Consider the following 14,999-nt stretch of genomic DNA (forward strand, 5'->3'; position numbering starts at 1 on the left):
CTGCTGTTTTTATTGTGACTGTATAAGTTCATTCTAGTAGTGCGGTGGCGGTGGTTCATTATCTGCTAATTCAAACGCCGGTTTCATTTCAGCCTGCCGCTGGGCCAATAACTGTACCTGACGCTGCATTTTTTCTAGTGCTATTTGCTGACTAGCAATCACATCATTTAAAGCCTGAATGGTATCGTCCTGAAATGCTTGACGGATTTCTAGTTCAGCTAGGCGTTGCTCAATACTCATTTAGCTACTCGATTCAAAAATAAAAAGCTATCAGTAAGCACCATGCGTAGTTTTTCACAGACTGAGGTAATTTGCTCAGCGTTATAAGGCACTGCGCTGCCCTGTCCCCACACCGGTGATGGCCAGGCTGCATCAGTTTTTTTACGCACAATAACGTGCACATGTAGCTGACTGACCACATTCCCTAAGCTTGCAATATTCACCTTATCGCCCTTGAAGGTGTCTTTAAGTACCTCAGCTAAGCGTGTGGCTTCCTGCCACATTAACAGCTGCTCTTGGTCACTTAGTTGAAATACTTCAGTGATATCTTCACGTTTAGGCACCAAGATAAACCACGGATAACGGCTGTCATTCATAAGTAATAAACGGCACAGCTCAAAGTCACCGACCAATAATGTATCGTTTTCTAAGCGTTGATCTAAGGCAAACATCGGGCACTCCTGATCTGAATAATAAGTCACACAGGATATATAGTTTCCACTAAGGCATTGCAATCTTTTAATCTCATTTAATGCTTTTAGCTCTCTGAACACTGGCTGAATAAAGCAGTTTATTTAGTAGTGCACCTCGCAATTCATCACAAGTTCGATTAAAGTAGCGATCGTTAATTTTTACTACATATAATTTATAACTATCTAATGCCAGCAAGCTACTTGCAGGCATAGCCGACTCTGACTAGTAGGAGCATACTATGCAAATCATGAAATGGAGCGCTATCGCGTTTGCAGTTGCTGCAGCAAGCACGCAAATGGCAGTAGCTAGCCAACAAGACAACGCACAAGGTTTTATCGAAGATAGCAAACTGCAGCTCGACAGCCGCATGTTCTACTTCAACCGTGACTTCCGTAACGGCGGCACTAATATTAGCCCTAAAGGTAAGAAAAACGGCTATGGCGAAGAGCTAGGCTTAGGCTTTAAAGCTCGTTACCAGTCAGGTTTCACTCAAGGCACTGTCGGTGTAGGTGTTGATGCTTTCGGTCTACAAAGCATTAAACTAGACAGTGGTGGTGGTCGTCACTTCGACGGTGCTGCTTTCTTTGGTGAGAAATCCAACGGTAAAGCACGCAACAACGCCAGCCAAGCCGGCGCGGCAGTTAAAGCGCGTATTTCTAGCACCACCTTAAAGTACGGTAACCAAACTGACGTAGATATGCCTGTATTCTCTATGGATGACAGCCGCCTACTACCAGAAACCACTACTGGTTTCTTAGTCACCAGCGAAGAATTTGATGGCCTACAGTTAAACGCTGGTCACTTCACTCAGTTAAGTGACTTAAACCAAGTGCGTGCTGACAGCTCACCATTAAAGAAAATTGATGTTGTCGGTGGTAACTACGCAATCAATGACGATCTAAACGTTGCTTACTACTATGCAGATGCTGACTTAGATGAAGATACATTTGGTTATAAGTCATCTAAAAAGCATTACTTAGGTGCTGATTACCACTACGATCTCTCTGCAGATCAAGCGTTAGATTTTGACTTCAACTTCTACCGCACTAAGCTTGGCAACCGCAACGAGTCGAACGACCGCAACAAGGCGTGGAGCTTGGCAGCTGCTTACACCATCGACGCACACAAATTCACCGTTGGCCACCAACGCATTAGTGGTGACACTGGCTACGAGTACGGCTACGATGGCGGTGGTTCAATCTACCTGCTGAACGACGTTCAAGTTAACAGCTTCATTGGTGAAGATGAAAACTCATGGCAAGCCCGTTACGACCTCGACATGGGTAAGTTCGGCGTTGAAGGCCTGAACTTAATGACCCGTTACGTACGTGGTAGCAACGTTAAAACTGCTGAAGGCAATCACAACGGTAAAAACTGGGAACGCAACGTTGAAGCTGGCTACACCTTCCAACAAGGTGCTGCTAAAGACTTAAATCTACGCGTTCGTCAAGCTACCTACCGTGCTAGCCACTTAGGCAATAAAGACATCGACGAAGTACGTGTAATCGTTAACTACCCTCTGAGCATTCTATAATCTCAGTCGCTAGTAGCGTAGCAACACCAAGAAACCCAGCTTCGGCTGGGTTTCTTTTTGCCTTTTTTCCGCTAAGCCATTCTATGGGGTACAATTAGCCGCGTTTATAGGCCCTGCCTTTTCCCATTCTTGTTGAAGACTTTCTACTATGCGTACGACCCAGTATTTAATTGCAACTCTGAAAGAAACACCGGCTGATGCAGTGGTCATTAGCCATCAACTGATGCTGCGCGCTGGTTTAATCCGCCGCCTAGCCTCTGGCCTTTACACTTGGCTGCCCTTAGGTCTACGGGTACTGCGTAAGGCCGAAGCCATTGTCCGTGAAGAAATGAACGCTGCAGGTGCCTTAGAGGTATTAATGCCAGCCATTCAGCCGGCTGAACTTTGGCAAGAATCAGGCCGCTGGGAAGAGTATGGCCCCGAGTTGCTACGTTTAAAAGATCGCCATCAACGTGAGTTCTGTGTGGGCCCTACGCATGAAGAGGTAATTACCGATTTAGCCCGTAATGAGCTAAGCAGCTATAAGCAATTACCGATTAATTTTTATCAGATCCAAACCAAGTTCCGCGATGAAATTCGCCCACGCTTTGGCTTAATGCGTGGCCGCGAATTTATTATGAAAGATGCCTACTCGTTCCACCTTGATCAAGCATCTCTCCAGCAAACCTATGATCGTATGCATCAAGCCTATACCAATATTTTTACCCGTCTAGGCTTACATTTCCGCCCAGTACAAGCTGATACCGGCTCAATTGGCGGCACCGGCTCCCATGAGTTTCATGTGCTGGCCGATTCAGGCGAAGATGATATCGCCTTTAGCGACACTTCAAACTACGCTGCTAACATTGAAAAGGCCGAAGCTATTCCTCGTGAAACTAAACGCCCAGCACCCAGCGAAGAATTACGCTTAGTCGATACGCCAGAGACTAAAACCATTGATGATTTAGTTCAGCAGTTTGGTCTAGCTATTGAAAAAACAGTAAAAACCTTAGTCGTTCACGCCGCCGAAGAAGGCCAATTGATTGCCTTAGTCGTCCGGGGCGACCATACCCTCAATGAAATTAAAGCCGAAAACCTGCCGCAAGTCGCCAGCCCGCTCACCTTTGCTAGCGATGCTGAAATTCACGCTGCAACCGGTGCTCACCCTGGCTCCTTAGGCCCAAAAGACTTGGCTATTCCTTGCTTAATTGATCGCTCAGTGGCCATGATCAGCGACTTTGCCGCAGGCGCTAACCAAGATGGTAAGCATTGGTTTGGCCTAAACTGGGAGCGTGACTTACCACTGGCTGAAGTGGCTGATCTGCGAAATGTGGTAGCTGGCGATCCAAGCCCAGACGGCCAAGGCTTACTAGAAATTAAACGTGGCATCGAAGTGGGACATATTTTCCAGCTCGGCACCAAATACAGCCAAGCCTTAAACTGCACCGTAATGGGCGAAAATGGTAAACCAACAGTTCTGACTATGGGCTGCTATGGCATTGGTGTATCCCGTGTAGTTGCAGCGGCTATTGAGCAAAATCACGATGCACGCGGTATTATTTGGCCAAAGGCACTGGCGCCATTCCAAATTGCACTGATTCCAATGAAATATGAAAAGCCAGAAATTCAAGCAGCAACTGATGCTCTCTATCAGCAATTAACTGCCGCCGGCTTTGAAGTATTACTGGATGATCGCGACAAAAAAACCAGTCCTGGAGTTAAGTTTGCCGATATGGAGCTCATGGGCATTCCCCACCGCTTAGTGATCAATGAAAAACTGCTCGCTGAACAACAAGTTGAGTATAAAGCGCGTACGGCCGAACAAGCTGAAGCACTTGAGCTAGCGGATATCATTGCGCAATTAAAGCAACGTATTTAAAACGCTTTAACTTCGCGAAAAACTAAAAACTGCGGTCTGATTCTGTTCAGGCCGCAGTTTTTTTTATGTTAACCTGCGCCCCTTTAAAAATTTGTGCAGCTAACGCACTCGTGTTAACTGCGAATGATTAATTGGAATCTGCTATGACTGAATCAACCCCTATGGTGCTAAACGGTTACTACACCTTAATTGCCGCCACCATTGTGCTACTGATCGGACGCAAAATTGTCCAGCGCATTCGTTTTCTGAATGAGTTTAATATTCCAGAACCAGTCGCAGGCGGGTTACTGGCCTCATTTTTGGTGCTAGTACTGCACTCATGGAATGGATTTTCCTTAGCGATTGATAAAAGCATGCAAGATGGCTTTATGCTGATGTTTTTTGCCTCAATCGGCCTCAGTGCTGACTTTTCTAGACTACGAGCAGGTGGTAAGCCGCTGGTTTTATTTACGCTGGTGGTCGGAGTCTTTATCGTCCTGCAAAATGTGGTGGGCATTAGTCTAGCTAGCCTCTTAGGGCTCAAACCCATTACTGGATTAATCACCGGCTCAGTCACCTTAGTCGGTGGCCATGGCACTGCCACTGGCTGGGGTGCCACCTTTGAAAAAGACTTTGCAGTGCAAGGCGCCATTGCCCTAGGTTTGGCCAGCGCCACCTTTGGCTTAGTCTGTGGTGGACTACTCGGTGGCCCAGTAGCTCACCGCTTAATGCGCAAAGTAAAAGCCCCTGAAGCGACCACCCTAACCAACCTGCACACCACCTTTGATCGCCCCAAACAAACCCGCCTGATTACTCCCAAATCAGCGATTGAAACCCTCGCCATGTTTGCGGTTTGTCTTTCAGCGGCTTCTTATCTGACCGATCTCATGGCCACTCATTTTCCAGACTCCAACTTTAAAATTCCGACCTTTGTCTGGGCACTAGCTAGCGGTGTGATTGTGCGCAACACCCTAGCTAAGGTGTTTCGTGTTAGCGTATTTGATCGCTGTGTCGATGTATACGGCAACGTCTCGCTGTCGCTATTTTTAGCTATGGCCTTACTCAGCTTAGAGTTATGGACTATTAAAGATTTAGCCGTTCCCTTAGTCATTATCTTAGCGGTACAAGCCCTAGTGATGGTGACCTATGCCTACTTTGTCACCTTTAAAGTAATGGGCTCAGATTACGATGCTGCGGTACTCGCTGGTGGGTTCTGTGGTTTTGGGATGGGCGCCACCCCCACCGCAGTAGCTAATATGCAAGCCATTACCCAGCGTTTTGGTCCGTCCTATAAAGCGTTTTTAATCGTGCCAATGGTCGGGGCTTTCTTTGTCGATCTATTAAATGCGGGGATTTTATCTATCATCACCTCCCTGCCTTTTCTGCAATAAGGAACTCGCCCTTGAGCACGCCAGCCTTTGTTGGTCTTTACTTAGTTAACTGCCTTTTCTTTAAGTGGATCATCAGCTGGGGTAGCGCTCAAGTTATTCAAGGCTGGCTAAGCCATGCTCTATTAGGCTGGTTTACTGCCCATTGGACGGCCGAACAATTACGTTTATATGGATTAATTATTTGGCTGTTCTCTACCTTGTTTTTTATTGTTGGCTTACTTAAACCTGAATATTGTTTTTAACCACCGCAAAACAACTCAGCCCATCAAATGATGGGCTGAGTTGTATGAACACTAGATAATTTAAGTGCTTAGCAATTTTTCCACTGCGCTTTACGCTTTTCTAAGAAAGCACTCACCCCTTCAGTAGTATCTGCAGCATCAAATAAGTCCACAAAGGCTTCACGCTCAGCCGGTAGCCAATAATCGGGGGCTTGAGTACGTGCGCCTTGAATTAGGGGTTTAATCGTACGCACTGAAACAGGGCTTTGATTGGCTACTTTTTCAGCTAACTCTAACGCTTTAGTCAGCGCCTGACCTTGAGCGACTACCTCTTCGACTAAACCAATACGCTCAGCAGTTTGTGCATTAATGCGCTCACCACATAGCATCATTCGTTTTGCCCAACCTTCGCCCACCAGCCAAGACAGCTTTTGCGTACCGCCAGCGCAAGGCAATAAACCAACAGTGGCCTCCGGCAAAGCCATTTGTGCTTGTTCTTCAGCAATTCGAATATCGCAAGCCAGAGCGCACTCTAATCCGCCCCCCATGGCATACCCATTAATTGCGGCAATGGTAACGCCACGGTAATTACTGAGTGCCTCAAATGCTTCACCAAAGCGCCGTGCCATCTTACGTGCCATAGCTTTATCGCCGCTGGCAAATAGATTAAGGTCAGCGCCAGCACTAAAGAACTTATCACCGGCTCCCGTCACTACGAGAGCATAAATTTCCGGATCATGATTTAGATGCTCTACCAGCTGCTTAACACCTAGCAACATATCGGCATTCCAGGTATTAGCCGAGGGGTTATTTAAGGTCAGTAACGCAATATGTCCGCGTTTTTCTACCACCAGCTTATCGGTTAACTCTAAGTGCTGAGCTTGATGATAGGTCTCTACTTGGTGCGACATGGATTGATCCTCTTTAAGCGAATAAAGATAAAGCTCATTGAGCTAATCACTAAATTAATTTAGCAACTCCACGGCAAGGGCGGTAGCTTCACCACCACCAATGCATAACGAAGCCACTCCATAACGTTTATTTTGTTGCTTCAGTGCCGATAACAAAGTGACAATAATTCGCGCGCCAGATGCACCTATTGGATGCCCTAAAGCACAAGCACCACCGCGTATATTCACTTTATCTGCCGCCAAATCTAGCTCACGCATAGCGATCATAGTGACCACCGCAAAGGCTTCGTTGATTTCAAACAAGTCCACTTGATCCAACGACCAGCCTGTGCGCTGCATCAGCTTGTTAATTGCTCCCACTGGCGCGGTGGTAAAAAGATGAGGTTCTGCGGCATAAGCGCTGTGCCCACGAATCGCTGCCATAGGCGTTAAACCACGCTGCTTGGCTTCACTTTCACGCATTAAAACTAACGCCGCGGCTCCATCAGAAATTGAACTGGAATTAGCCGCAGTGACGGTACCGTCCTTACTAAAGGCTGGACGCAACTGACGAATCTTGCTGACATCAGCCTTTGGCGGTTGCTCATCTTCGCTGATAGTGACTGTTTGTTTACGCTGCGCCACTTCTACCGCTACAATTTCATCACTAAACACACCCTGCTGCATCGCTTGCTGTGCGCGTTCTAATGACTGAATAGCAAAATCATCTTGTTCTTGACGAGAAAAACCATAGGCTTGGGCACTGTCTTCAGCAAAGGTGCCCATTAGGCGGCCTTTATCATACGCATCTTCCAAACCATCAAAGAACATATGATCAATCACTTTACCGTGCCCCATGCGATAGCCAGCACGTGCTTTGTCTAAAAGATATGGCGCATTCGACATGCTCTCCATTCCACCTGCGACAATCACCTTCACTGAACCCGCCAATAACGCATCATGGGCCATGATGACGGTTTGCATACCGGAACCACACATTTTATTTACCGTGGTACACACCGTATGTTTATTTAAACCTGCTCCTAGTGCGGCCTGACGTGCGGGTGCTTGACCTAAACCAGCGGGCAACACACAACCAAACATAACTTCCTCAATCGCATTCGGATCAAGTTGCGCCCGCTCGACTGCGCCCTTAATGGCTGCAGCTCCTAACTCGGGAGCTGTTTTATCTTTTAGTTCACCTTGAAAGCCACCCATAGGAGTACGGGCCATACTGACAATAACCACTGGATCATCATGCATCATGTTATTTTATTCCCATACGCAAAGCGCCATCTAACCGGATGACCTCACCATTTAGCATGGTGTTTTCAATAATGTGCTGGGCTAAAGCAGCATACTCTTTTGGCTTACCTAAACGGGGTGGAAAAGGGACATCCGCCGATAATGACGCTCGCACCTCTTCGGTCATTCCGGCCATCATCGGGGTTTCAAATATGCCAGGGGCAATAGTCATCACTCGAATACCACTGCTGGCTAATTCACGAGCAGCGGGCAACGTTAAGCTAGCAATCGCGCCCTTAGAAGCGGCGTAGGCTGCTTGCCCCAACTGGCCGTCATAGGCCGCAATCGAAGCCGTATTAATCACCACACCTCGCTCGCCTTGAGCATTGACTTCGTTTGCCGCCATCACCTCAGCGGTTAAGCGCAGCATGTTAAAACTACCTATTAGGTTTATCTCAATCACGCGGCTAAAAGCCTCTAGATCATGGGGGCCTTTACGCCCCAAAATCCGTTGTGCACCAACAATTCCCGCGCAGTTGATTAAGCCATGAATCTTGCCAAATGCTTGCTTAGCTTGAGCTAGGGCCGCTGTCACTTGCTCTGAACTACAGATATCACAACCAATACCCAGCGCGCGGGCACCTAACTGCTGAGCCTTGTCTTCTACCGCCGGCTGATTAATATCCAGTAAAACTACCTGGGCTCCGCCAGCAATTAATTGCTCGGCAGTGGCAGCGCCCAACCCTGAAGCGCCGCCAGTGATAATAAATGTATGGTCTGCTAGTTGCATAAAACTGCCCTTAATTAGCTTGCTGATGCCTGTTGTGCGGCTTGTTGTTCGTTATATTTAACCACTTCTTGGTGCCTTAAAATAAAGCGCTGCACCTTGCCACTTGGCGTTTTTGGCAATTCTTCAGGAAACTCTATTTCCCGTGGATACGCATGGGCGGCCAAGCGATTACGTACATGCACCCGTAATTCTTCAGCCAGCTCCGGCGTGCCTTTGTAGCCCTCTTGCAGCATCACAAAAGCCTTAATGATTTCTGTACGCTGTGCGTCAGGCTTACCTACTACTGCTGCTTCAACTACCGCCGGATGCTCAAGCAAGGCGCTTTCCACATCAAATGGGCCAACCCGATAGCCTGAAGTGGTAATCACATCATCCGAACGACCAACAAAACTAATACTGCCATCTTCATTGAGCTCGGTGGTATCCCCCGTTAGATAGTACTTACCTTGGAATGCTTTGGTTTCCATGTCTTTATAGCCTTGGAACCAGCACATGGGTGACTGTTCTAAATCCACCGCAAGTGTTCCCGGTACTCCGACCGGCAGCTCATTTAACTCATCATCCACCACCACCACACGATGTCCAGGCGAAGCGTAACCTGCCGCTCCCATATGTACTGGGTGATCTAAATTGTGGTGATTACACAGCACCATCCCCAATTCAGTTTGCCCATAGTGATCATTAATTTTTACGTTTAAATTATCTGCAAACCAACGGATCACTTCAGGGTTTAGCGGCTCGCCCGCACTACTGACAACCCGCAACTGACCTTGCCATTGGTGTGCTACTTTTTCACCGGCGGCAATCATCATCCGGAACACAGTAGGCGCACCAGCCAGATTATTCACTTTGTACTTTTTGGCGATGGCTAAACTGCGATCTAAATTAAAAATGCCATCAACCGATAAAATGGGTAACCCCATCGACATTGGACCGGTAATACCAAAATACAGACCATAGGCCCAACCTGGGTCGGCGACGTTCCAAAACGAGTCTTCAGGACGTAACCCGACGGCATCAATCATATAGCGCTGAAAAGCCACAATCGCCTTGAGTGGAACCTCCAATGGCTTAGCTAAGCCGGTCGTGCCTGAAGTAAACATTAATAAAAATGGATCTTTAGCGGTTAACAGTACAGGCTCAAACTCTGTACTTTGCTGCGTCACTTCGGCCCAAAAGCTTGCATCACCTTTTACCAAGCCAGTGCCCTTAGCCGCTGTAACCGTTAAAATTGGCGGACAATCCTCAACCTCGCTGAGCTTACTGCGGTTATTAGCATCACTGACTACCAATTTAGCTTGTGAGGTTTGCAAGCGGTGCTCAATGGCTTTAGGGCCAAAAGCAGTAAATAAGGGCTGATAAATTGCACCAATACGCCAGGTACCAAAGATGGTCACCAATAACTCATGACTACGAGGTAATAAACCCGCCACCACGTCACCTTGCTTAACGCCTTGGGCTTGAAGATAGTTAGCAAACTGCGCAGCTTGCTGTTTCAGCTCAGCATAGGTATGCACACTGGAGCTGCCATCGGCATTTTCCTGAAAGAGCGCAATGCGTCCTGGCAGAGCATGGCGATCACAGCACTCATAACAGGCATTCATTGCCTCAAAAGTACCACTCAATGCGTTTTGTACCGTTTGCGCAAAATCAAAATTTTTTACGGCGCTGGCGTAGTCCTGAGTCGACTGATTCATGGCTAACTCCTCACTTTTTATTATTGTTGACAATGTAAGAGATATGCCTTGATAGTCAGCCGGAGTTGCGCCAAGAGACAATAGCCAAAGCCATCATTTTATTTGGACTCTTTGGACAATCACTCCCCCTCACCCAGTAATAAATTGCGGTAATGACCAGGCTGCACGCCTGTCCACTTGCGAAAGGCCTTATAAAATGAGCTAACGTCAGCAAAGCCTAAAGCACCAGCAATCTCGACAAAGGTATAAGCCTCTTCTGCTAGAAACTGCAACGCTAATGATTTTCGCACGCTGTCTTTGAGCTGCTGATAGGTTTGCCCCTCATCTAATAAACGCCGACGTAATGTGGAAACTGACATGCAGAGTTGTTCTGCCAACTGCACCAGATCTGGCCAGTGTTTTGGCGTCTGCTGCAGCAAACGCTGACGTATTTGACTGGTCAAACTTAAAGGATCACGGTACTTAACCATGATGTTATTCGGCGCTTGCAGCAAAAAACGCTTAAGATCCTGCTCGGTTCGGCGAATTGGACTATCCAAGGCATCGGAGGCAAATAAAAGCCGAGATTGTCGACAATCAAAGCGTAAGTTCTCAGAAAACATTAAACGGTAATCATCTAAGTTATCTGGACGCGCGCTGCGAGAATCAATCGATAGAATTGGAATCCGCTGATTAGCCAACCAACAAGTTAAGCCATGCACATACATCCAAAAGGTAAAATAAGTAAAGGTGCGAGCGGGTGTGCTGGCTTCTTCACGTAAAATAATCACCGCCATATTCTGTTCACGCCGCAGTACTGCGCGCTTATCGGCAAAAATTAGCGCCAAAAACTGTAAGCCGACTTCAATGCCTGCAGCCACGGTGGGTTGCTGCGCGGCGATTTTACATAAAAATGCAAAACTACCAGGACGCATCTGCCGCTGATCCATGCCGCAAAATTCATCTTGCAGAAAACGACTCAGATGTCGCCAAAATTTAGCAAATACAGCCACCGGCACCCGTTGCTGGCTGTCTTGCTGCAGGATATCTAGTGGTAACTGGCAACTGCTCAGTAGCGGCTCTAGCACTCGCTGCTGCTTTACCGCAGTATGCAGTGCCTGCTGAATAAACTCATAACTTACGGTGCTGCTTTGTGCCTGACTCATCACTGACTCCAAAACGCGAGGCCTAAACTTTGCCCATTAATATCGACTGTTGCTCAGCCGCTTGCTCACGTAAGAAATTCCACGTAGCGCGCATGCGAGCAATATCTTTTAGCTCAATTGGCATCAGCATCCAGAAGGTTCGGGTAAAGGTCACTTCATCGGCGAGAACGCGTACTAAACGCGGGTCTTGATTGGCGGCAAAGGCTGGCAAAATCGCCAATCCCGCCCCCGCCGCCACCGCTTGCTGCTGAGCTAACACACTGGTACTGCGCAGGCTAGAAGTTAAGGGCTTCACTAACTCATCTAAAAACACTAACTCTTTACTAAATAACAAGTCGTCCACATAGGTCACAAACGCATGATTTTTTAACTGCTCACGCTGAGTGATCGGTGGGTGCTTAGCTAAATAGTCTTTGGCCGCATACAGATGTAATACATAGTCCGTTAGTCGAGTAATGATAAAAGGCCCTCGCTCGGGACGCTCCAACGTAATCACAATATCCGCTTCATTACGTGACAACTGCACAGCACGGGGAAGCGCCAGCAAATCTATTTTTAAGTGCGGATAGCGCTGACTAAATGCAGACAATTGTGCGGCTAGTAATACCGTACTATAGCCTTCAGTGGCACCAATTCTGACCTGACCGGAAAGCTGCTCGCCTAACAAGGGTAAGCCTTGGGAAATGCCAACAAAGGCACTCTCCATCGCCTCAACTTGCGGCAATAGCTCGCGCCCAGCTTCAGTTAATTTATAGCCATCGGGCTCTCGTAAAAATAAGCTCTGCCCTAAACTTTTTTCTAAGCTTTGTACCTTCCGTGACACCGTGGTGTGATCGACCCCCATGCGGCGCGCGGCAATCACTAAACGCCCAGCACGGGCGAGTTCTAAAAAATAACGCAGCTGATCCCAATCCATCTTGCCCCCAACCCTATGTGCATTTTTGCAGAGTGAATCTGCAGTCATAGGGGTTGCTGTTAATAAAATTGCACTGCTAGCATCAAACCACACCTAGTTGCTAAATCACAAAAATAATTTTATGCCGAGGTAGCGCATGAGCAATTCACAGATTCCAACGGTTAAACTATTAATTAATGGCGAGTTTATTGAGTCAAAAACTGACCAATGGCGCGATGTCGTTAACCCTGCCACCCAAGAAGTGTTAGCCAAAGTACCTTTTGCTACCGCCGATGAAATCAATGCTGCCGTGGCTAGCGCCAAACAAGCATTTAGCAGCTGGCGTAAAACCGCGATTGGTACCCGTGCTCGTATCTTTCTAAAATATCAGCAGCTGATTCGTGAAAATATGGCTGAACTGGCAGCGCTGCTAACCGCTGAACAAGGCAAAACCCTAGCCGATGCTGAAGGTGATGTTTTCCGTGGCCTAGAAGTGGTAGAGCATGCTGCTGGCATTGGTAATTTGCAGTTGGGCGAACTGGCCAATAACGTGGCTGGCGGCGTAGACACCTACACCCTACTGCAGCCTTTAGGCGTATGTGCAGGGATCACTCCATTTAACTTTCCCGCCATGATTCCGCTGTGGATGTTTCCCATGGCCATTGTTACCGGTAACACCTTTGTCCTCAAACCCTCTGAGCAAGACCCTATGGTGACTATGCGCTTAGTTGAAATGGCACTAGAAGCAGGAATTCCAAAAGGGGTATTAAACGTGATTCATGGTGGCCCTGATGCGGTAAATGGCATCTGTGACCATCCGGATATTAAAGCAGTGTCTTTTGTTGGCTCAACCCATGTTGGCACCCATGTATATAATCGTGCCTCACTCAATGGCAAACGCGTGCAGTGCATGATGGGGGCAAAAAACCATGCCATCGTGATGCCCGATGCCAATAAAGAGCAAACCTTAAACGCTATTGCTGGCGCAGCCTTTGGTGCAGCAGGTCAGCGCTGCATGGCCTTGCCAGTCATTGTTTTAGTCGGTGAGAGTAAAGAGTGGTTGCCAGAATTAGTGGCCAAAGCCAAAACCTTAAAAGTCAATGCAGGCTGCCAAGCTGGCACTGATGTGGGGCCGGTTATCTCTCCTGCCGCTTTAGCGCGAATTACCGATTTGGTTGAGAGCGGCGTTACAGAAGGCGCGACCCTTGATCTCGATGGCCGTAACCCAAGCGTCCCAGGCTTTGAGCAAGGTAACTTTATTGGTCCTACCATCTTCTCTGATGTGAGCACTAAGATGCGCATCTATAACGAAGAGATTTTCGGCCCAGTGCTATGCGTACTCAACGCTGACACCATGGATCAAGCAATCGAAATTATTAACCAAAACCCTAACGGTAATGGTACCGCTATCTTTACTCGCTCAGGCGCTGCTGCACGTCGCTTCCAAGAAGATATCGATGTCGGTCAAGTAGGGATTAACGTGCCTATCCCTGTTCCGGTGCCAATTTTCTCATTCACCGGTTCACGCGCATCCAAACTCGGTGACTTAGGCCCTTACGGCAAACAGGTGGTGCAGTTTTACACCCAGACCAAAACAGTAACGGCCCGCTGGTTTGATGAAGATGCAGAAGCCGGTGCACTCAATACCACCATTAGTCTTAAGTAATACCGCTTAACTCGCTCTGTTGTGTCTATCACTACCCAACAGAGCGACCGCTACTGAAGTTCGTTTACTGATTCAACAATAATAAATAACAGCGGAGCTCATCATGCATATTGGATTTTTAGGACTTGGCAACATGGGCGGCCCAATGGCGGCTAACCTAATTAAAGCCGGTCATCAATTATCTGTTTTCGATTTATCCCAAGCCGCGATTGATTCGGTGGTAGCGCTAGGCGCTACAGCCTTTACCTCACCTCAAGCCTTAGCCCAAGCGGCTCCTGAGGTATTGATCACAATGCTACCGGCGGCGGCCCATGTAAAGAGTGTGTACTTAGGTGACGATGGGCTATTGGCTCAACTGCCTAAAGCCACGCACCTAATTGACTGCTCAACCATTGATCCCCACAGCGCCCGTGAGGTAGCCAAAGCTGCGCAAGCGGCTGGTCACTCAATGATTGATGCACCTGTTTCCGGTGGAACTACTGGAGCTGCAGCTGGCACTCTGACTTTTATGGTCGGTGGCAGCCAAGCCGAGTTTGATTTCGTGCAGCCAATTCTAAACGCCATAGGCAAAAACATTGTGCACTGTGGTGACAGTGGTAACGGTCAGGTGGCTAAAGTCGCCAATAATATGCTGCTGGGTATTTCTATGATTGGCGTGGCAGAGGCCATGGCATTAGGAACTGCCCTAGGTATGGATGCTAAGGTTCTGGCTGGCATTATTAATACCTCTAGCGGTCGCTGCTGGAGCTCTGAAATTAACAACCCTTACCCAGACGTCTTAGAGAACGCCCCTGCCAGTCGCGGTTATAGTGGCGGCTTTGGCAGTGATCTCATGCTTAAAGACTTAGGCCTTGCCACTGAAGCCGCACGCTTAAGTAAGCAACCGGTCATGCTAGGTGCTGCAGCACAACAACTGTATCAAGCCTTCAGTTTACAAGGCCACGGTGGGCTCGATTTCTCTGCCATTATCAAGCTATATCTAAAGGAGTAAGGCT

14 protein-coding genes are annotated in these 14,999 nt (G+C 47.8%); 6 read left to right on the forward strand and 8 right to left on the reverse strand.

The genetic code is table 11. The features are described 5' to 3' along the window. Nucleotides 1-33: 33 nt before the first annotated feature. Nucleotides 34-240, reverse strand: a complete 207-nt coding sequence (locus AKN87_RS05480; RefSeq protein WP_053100111.1) for a SlyX family protein — start codon at nucleotides 238-240, stop codon at nucleotides 34-36. Further along, complete coding sequence (locus AKN87_RS05485) at nucleotides 237-671, reverse strand: HIT family protein (protein WP_053100112.1); 435 nt, start codon at nucleotides 669-671, stop codon at nucleotides 237-239. Before AKN87_RS05485 ends, AKN87_RS05480 begins: the two co-directional genes overlap by 4 nt. Nucleotides 672-931: 260 nt before the next feature. Here AKN87_RS05485 and AKN87_RS05490 point away from each other — a divergent pair, with 260 nt between their 5' ends. From AKN87_RS05490 to AKN87_RS05505, 4 genes are all read left to right on the forward strand, one after another. Then, nucleotides 932-2,227: an OprD family outer membrane porin gene (locus AKN87_RS05490; RefSeq protein ID WP_053102734.1), complete on the forward strand. Its 1,296-nt coding sequence runs from the start codon at nucleotides 932-934 to the stop codon at nucleotides 2,225-2,227. Nucleotides 2,228-2,375: 148 nt separating this feature from the next. Beyond that, complete coding sequence (locus AKN87_RS05495; protein ID WP_053102735.1) at nucleotides 2,376-4,085, forward strand: proline--tRNA ligase; 1,710 nt, start codon at nucleotides 2,376-2,378, stop codon at nucleotides 4,083-4,085. A gap of 143 nt (nucleotides 4,086-4,228) precedes the next feature. Next, complete coding sequence (gltS, locus tag AKN87_RS05500; RefSeq protein ID WP_231692618.1) at nucleotides 4,229-5,455, forward strand: sodium/glutamate symporter; 1,227 nt, start codon at nucleotides 4,229-4,231, stop codon at nucleotides 5,453-5,455. An 11-nt stretch (nucleotides 5,456-5,466) separates the two neighbouring features. Further along, nucleotides 5,467-5,697: a hypothetical protein gene (locus tag AKN87_RS05505; protein ID WP_053102736.1), complete on the forward strand. Its 231-nt coding sequence runs from the start codon at nucleotides 5,467-5,469 to the stop codon at nucleotides 5,695-5,697. Between the two features lie 68 nt (nucleotides 5,698-5,765). On the opposite strand, the gene AKN87_RS05510 is transcribed toward AKN87_RS05505, so the two are convergent. From AKN87_RS05510 to AKN87_RS05535, 6 genes are all read right to left on the reverse strand, one after another. Then, nucleotides 5,766-6,587 carry an enoyl-CoA hydratase gene (locus tag AKN87_RS05510; protein ID WP_053102737.1) on the reverse strand — a complete coding sequence of 274 codons (822 nt, stop codon included), beginning with the start codon at nucleotides 6,585-6,587 and terminating at the stop codon, nucleotides 5,766-5,768. A gap of 54 nt (nucleotides 6,588-6,641) precedes the next feature. After that, a complete protein-coding gene (locus tag AKN87_RS05515) occupies nucleotides 6,642-7,829 on the reverse strand; it encodes an acetyl-CoA C-acyltransferase (protein WP_053103632.1) in 1,188 nt (395 codons plus the stop codon). 4 nt (nucleotides 7,830-7,833) lie between these two features. Continuing rightward, nucleotides 7,834-8,601, reverse strand: coding sequence for a 3-hydroxyacyl-CoA dehydrogenase (locus tag AKN87_RS05520; RefSeq protein WP_053102738.1), 768 nt, complete (start codon nucleotides 8,599-8,601; stop codon nucleotides 7,834-7,836). Between the two features lie 14 nt (nucleotides 8,602-8,615). Then, a complete protein-coding gene (locus tag AKN87_RS05525; protein ID WP_053102739.1) occupies nucleotides 8,616-10,298 on the reverse strand; it encodes an AMP-binding protein in 1,683 nt (560 codons plus the stop codon). A gap of 119 nt (nucleotides 10,299-10,417) precedes the next feature. Continuing rightward, complete coding sequence (locus tag AKN87_RS05530) at nucleotides 10,418-11,443, reverse strand: AraC family transcriptional regulator (RefSeq protein WP_053102740.1); 1,026 nt, start codon at nucleotides 11,441-11,443, stop codon at nucleotides 10,418-10,420. A gap of 22 nt (nucleotides 11,444-11,465) precedes the next feature. Beyond that, on the reverse strand, nucleotides 11,466-12,359 hold the full coding sequence (locus AKN87_RS05535) for a LysR family transcriptional regulator (RefSeq protein ID WP_053100127.1): 894 nt from the start codon (nucleotides 12,357-12,359) through the stop codon (nucleotides 11,466-11,468). Between the two features lie 136 nt (nucleotides 12,360-12,495). Here AKN87_RS05535 and AKN87_RS05540 point away from each other — a divergent pair, with 136 nt between their 5' ends. Both AKN87_RS05540 and mmsB read left to right on the forward strand, forming a co-directional pair. After that, nucleotides 12,496-14,004 carry a CoA-acylating methylmalonate-semialdehyde dehydrogenase gene (locus AKN87_RS05540; RefSeq protein WP_053102741.1) on the forward strand — a complete coding sequence of 503 codons (1,509 nt, stop codon included), beginning with the start codon at nucleotides 12,496-12,498 and terminating at the stop codon, nucleotides 14,002-14,004. Between the two features lie 103 nt (nucleotides 14,005-14,107). After that, nucleotides 14,108-14,995 (forward strand): 3-hydroxyisobutyrate dehydrogenase, encoded by an 888-nt coding sequence (gene mmsB, locus AKN87_RS05545; RefSeq protein ID WP_053102742.1) that lies wholly within the window; start codon nucleotides 14,108-14,110, stop codon nucleotides 14,993-14,995. Nucleotides 14,996-14,999: the final 4 nt, after the last annotated feature.

Origin of the sequence: Thiopseudomonas alkaliphila, assembly GCF_001267175.1 — a bacterium.
GTDB lineage: Bacteria > Pseudomonadota > Gammaproteobacteria > Pseudomonadales > Pseudomonadaceae > Oblitimonas > Oblitimonas alkaliphila.

What these genes read in the sequence shown, in the direction of transcription:
- AKN87_RS05480 (WP_053100111.1), bottom strand. Translation starts at nt 240, where the DNA reads ATGAGTATTGAGCAACGCCTAGCTGAACTAGAAATCCGTCAAGCATTT.
- AKN87_RS05485 (WP_053100112.1), bottom strand. Translation starts at nt 671, where the DNA reads ATGTTTGCCTTAGATCAACGCTTAGAAAACGATACATTATTGGTCGGT.
- AKN87_RS05490 (WP_053102734.1), top strand. Translation starts at nt 932, where the DNA reads ATGCAAATCATGAAATGGAGCGCTATCGCGTTTGCAGTTGCTGCAGCA.
- AKN87_RS05495 (WP_053102735.1), top strand. Translation starts at nt 2,376, where the DNA reads ATGCGTACGACCCAGTATTTAATTGCAACTCTGAAAGAAACACCGGCT.
- gltS (WP_231692618.1), top strand. Translation starts at nt 4,229, where the DNA reads ATGACTGAATCAACCCCTATGGTGCTAAACGGTTACTACACCTTAATT.
- AKN87_RS05510 (WP_053102737.1), bottom strand. Translation starts at nt 6,587, where the DNA reads ATGTCGCACCAAGTAGAGACCTATCATCAAGCTCAGCACTTAGAGTTA.
- AKN87_RS05515 (WP_053103632.1), bottom strand. Translation starts at nt 7,829, where the DNA reads ATGCATGATGATCCAGTGGTTATTGTCAGTATGGCCCGTACTCCTATG.
- AKN87_RS05520 (WP_053102738.1), bottom strand. Translation starts at nt 8,601, where the DNA reads ATGCAACTAGCAGACCATACATTTATTATCACTGGCGGCGCTTCAGGG.
- AKN87_RS05525 (WP_053102739.1), bottom strand. Translation starts at nt 10,298, where the DNA reads ATGAATCAGTCGACTCAGGACTACGCCAGCGCCGTAAAAAATTTTGAT.
- AKN87_RS05530 (WP_053102740.1), bottom strand. Translation starts at nt 11,443, where the DNA reads ATGAGTCAGGCACAAAGCAGCACCGTAAGTTATGAGTTTATTCAGCAG.
- AKN87_RS05535 (WP_053100127.1), bottom strand. Translation starts at nt 12,359, where the DNA reads ATGGATTGGGATCAGCTGCGTTATTTTTTAGAACTCGCCCGTGCTGGG.
- AKN87_RS05540 (WP_053102741.1), top strand. Translation starts at nt 12,496, where the DNA reads ATGAGCAATTCACAGATTCCAACGGTTAAACTATTAATTAATGGCGAG.
- mmsB (WP_053102742.1), top strand. Translation starts at nt 14,108, where the DNA reads ATGCATATTGGATTTTTAGGACTTGGCAACATGGGCGGCCCAATGGCG.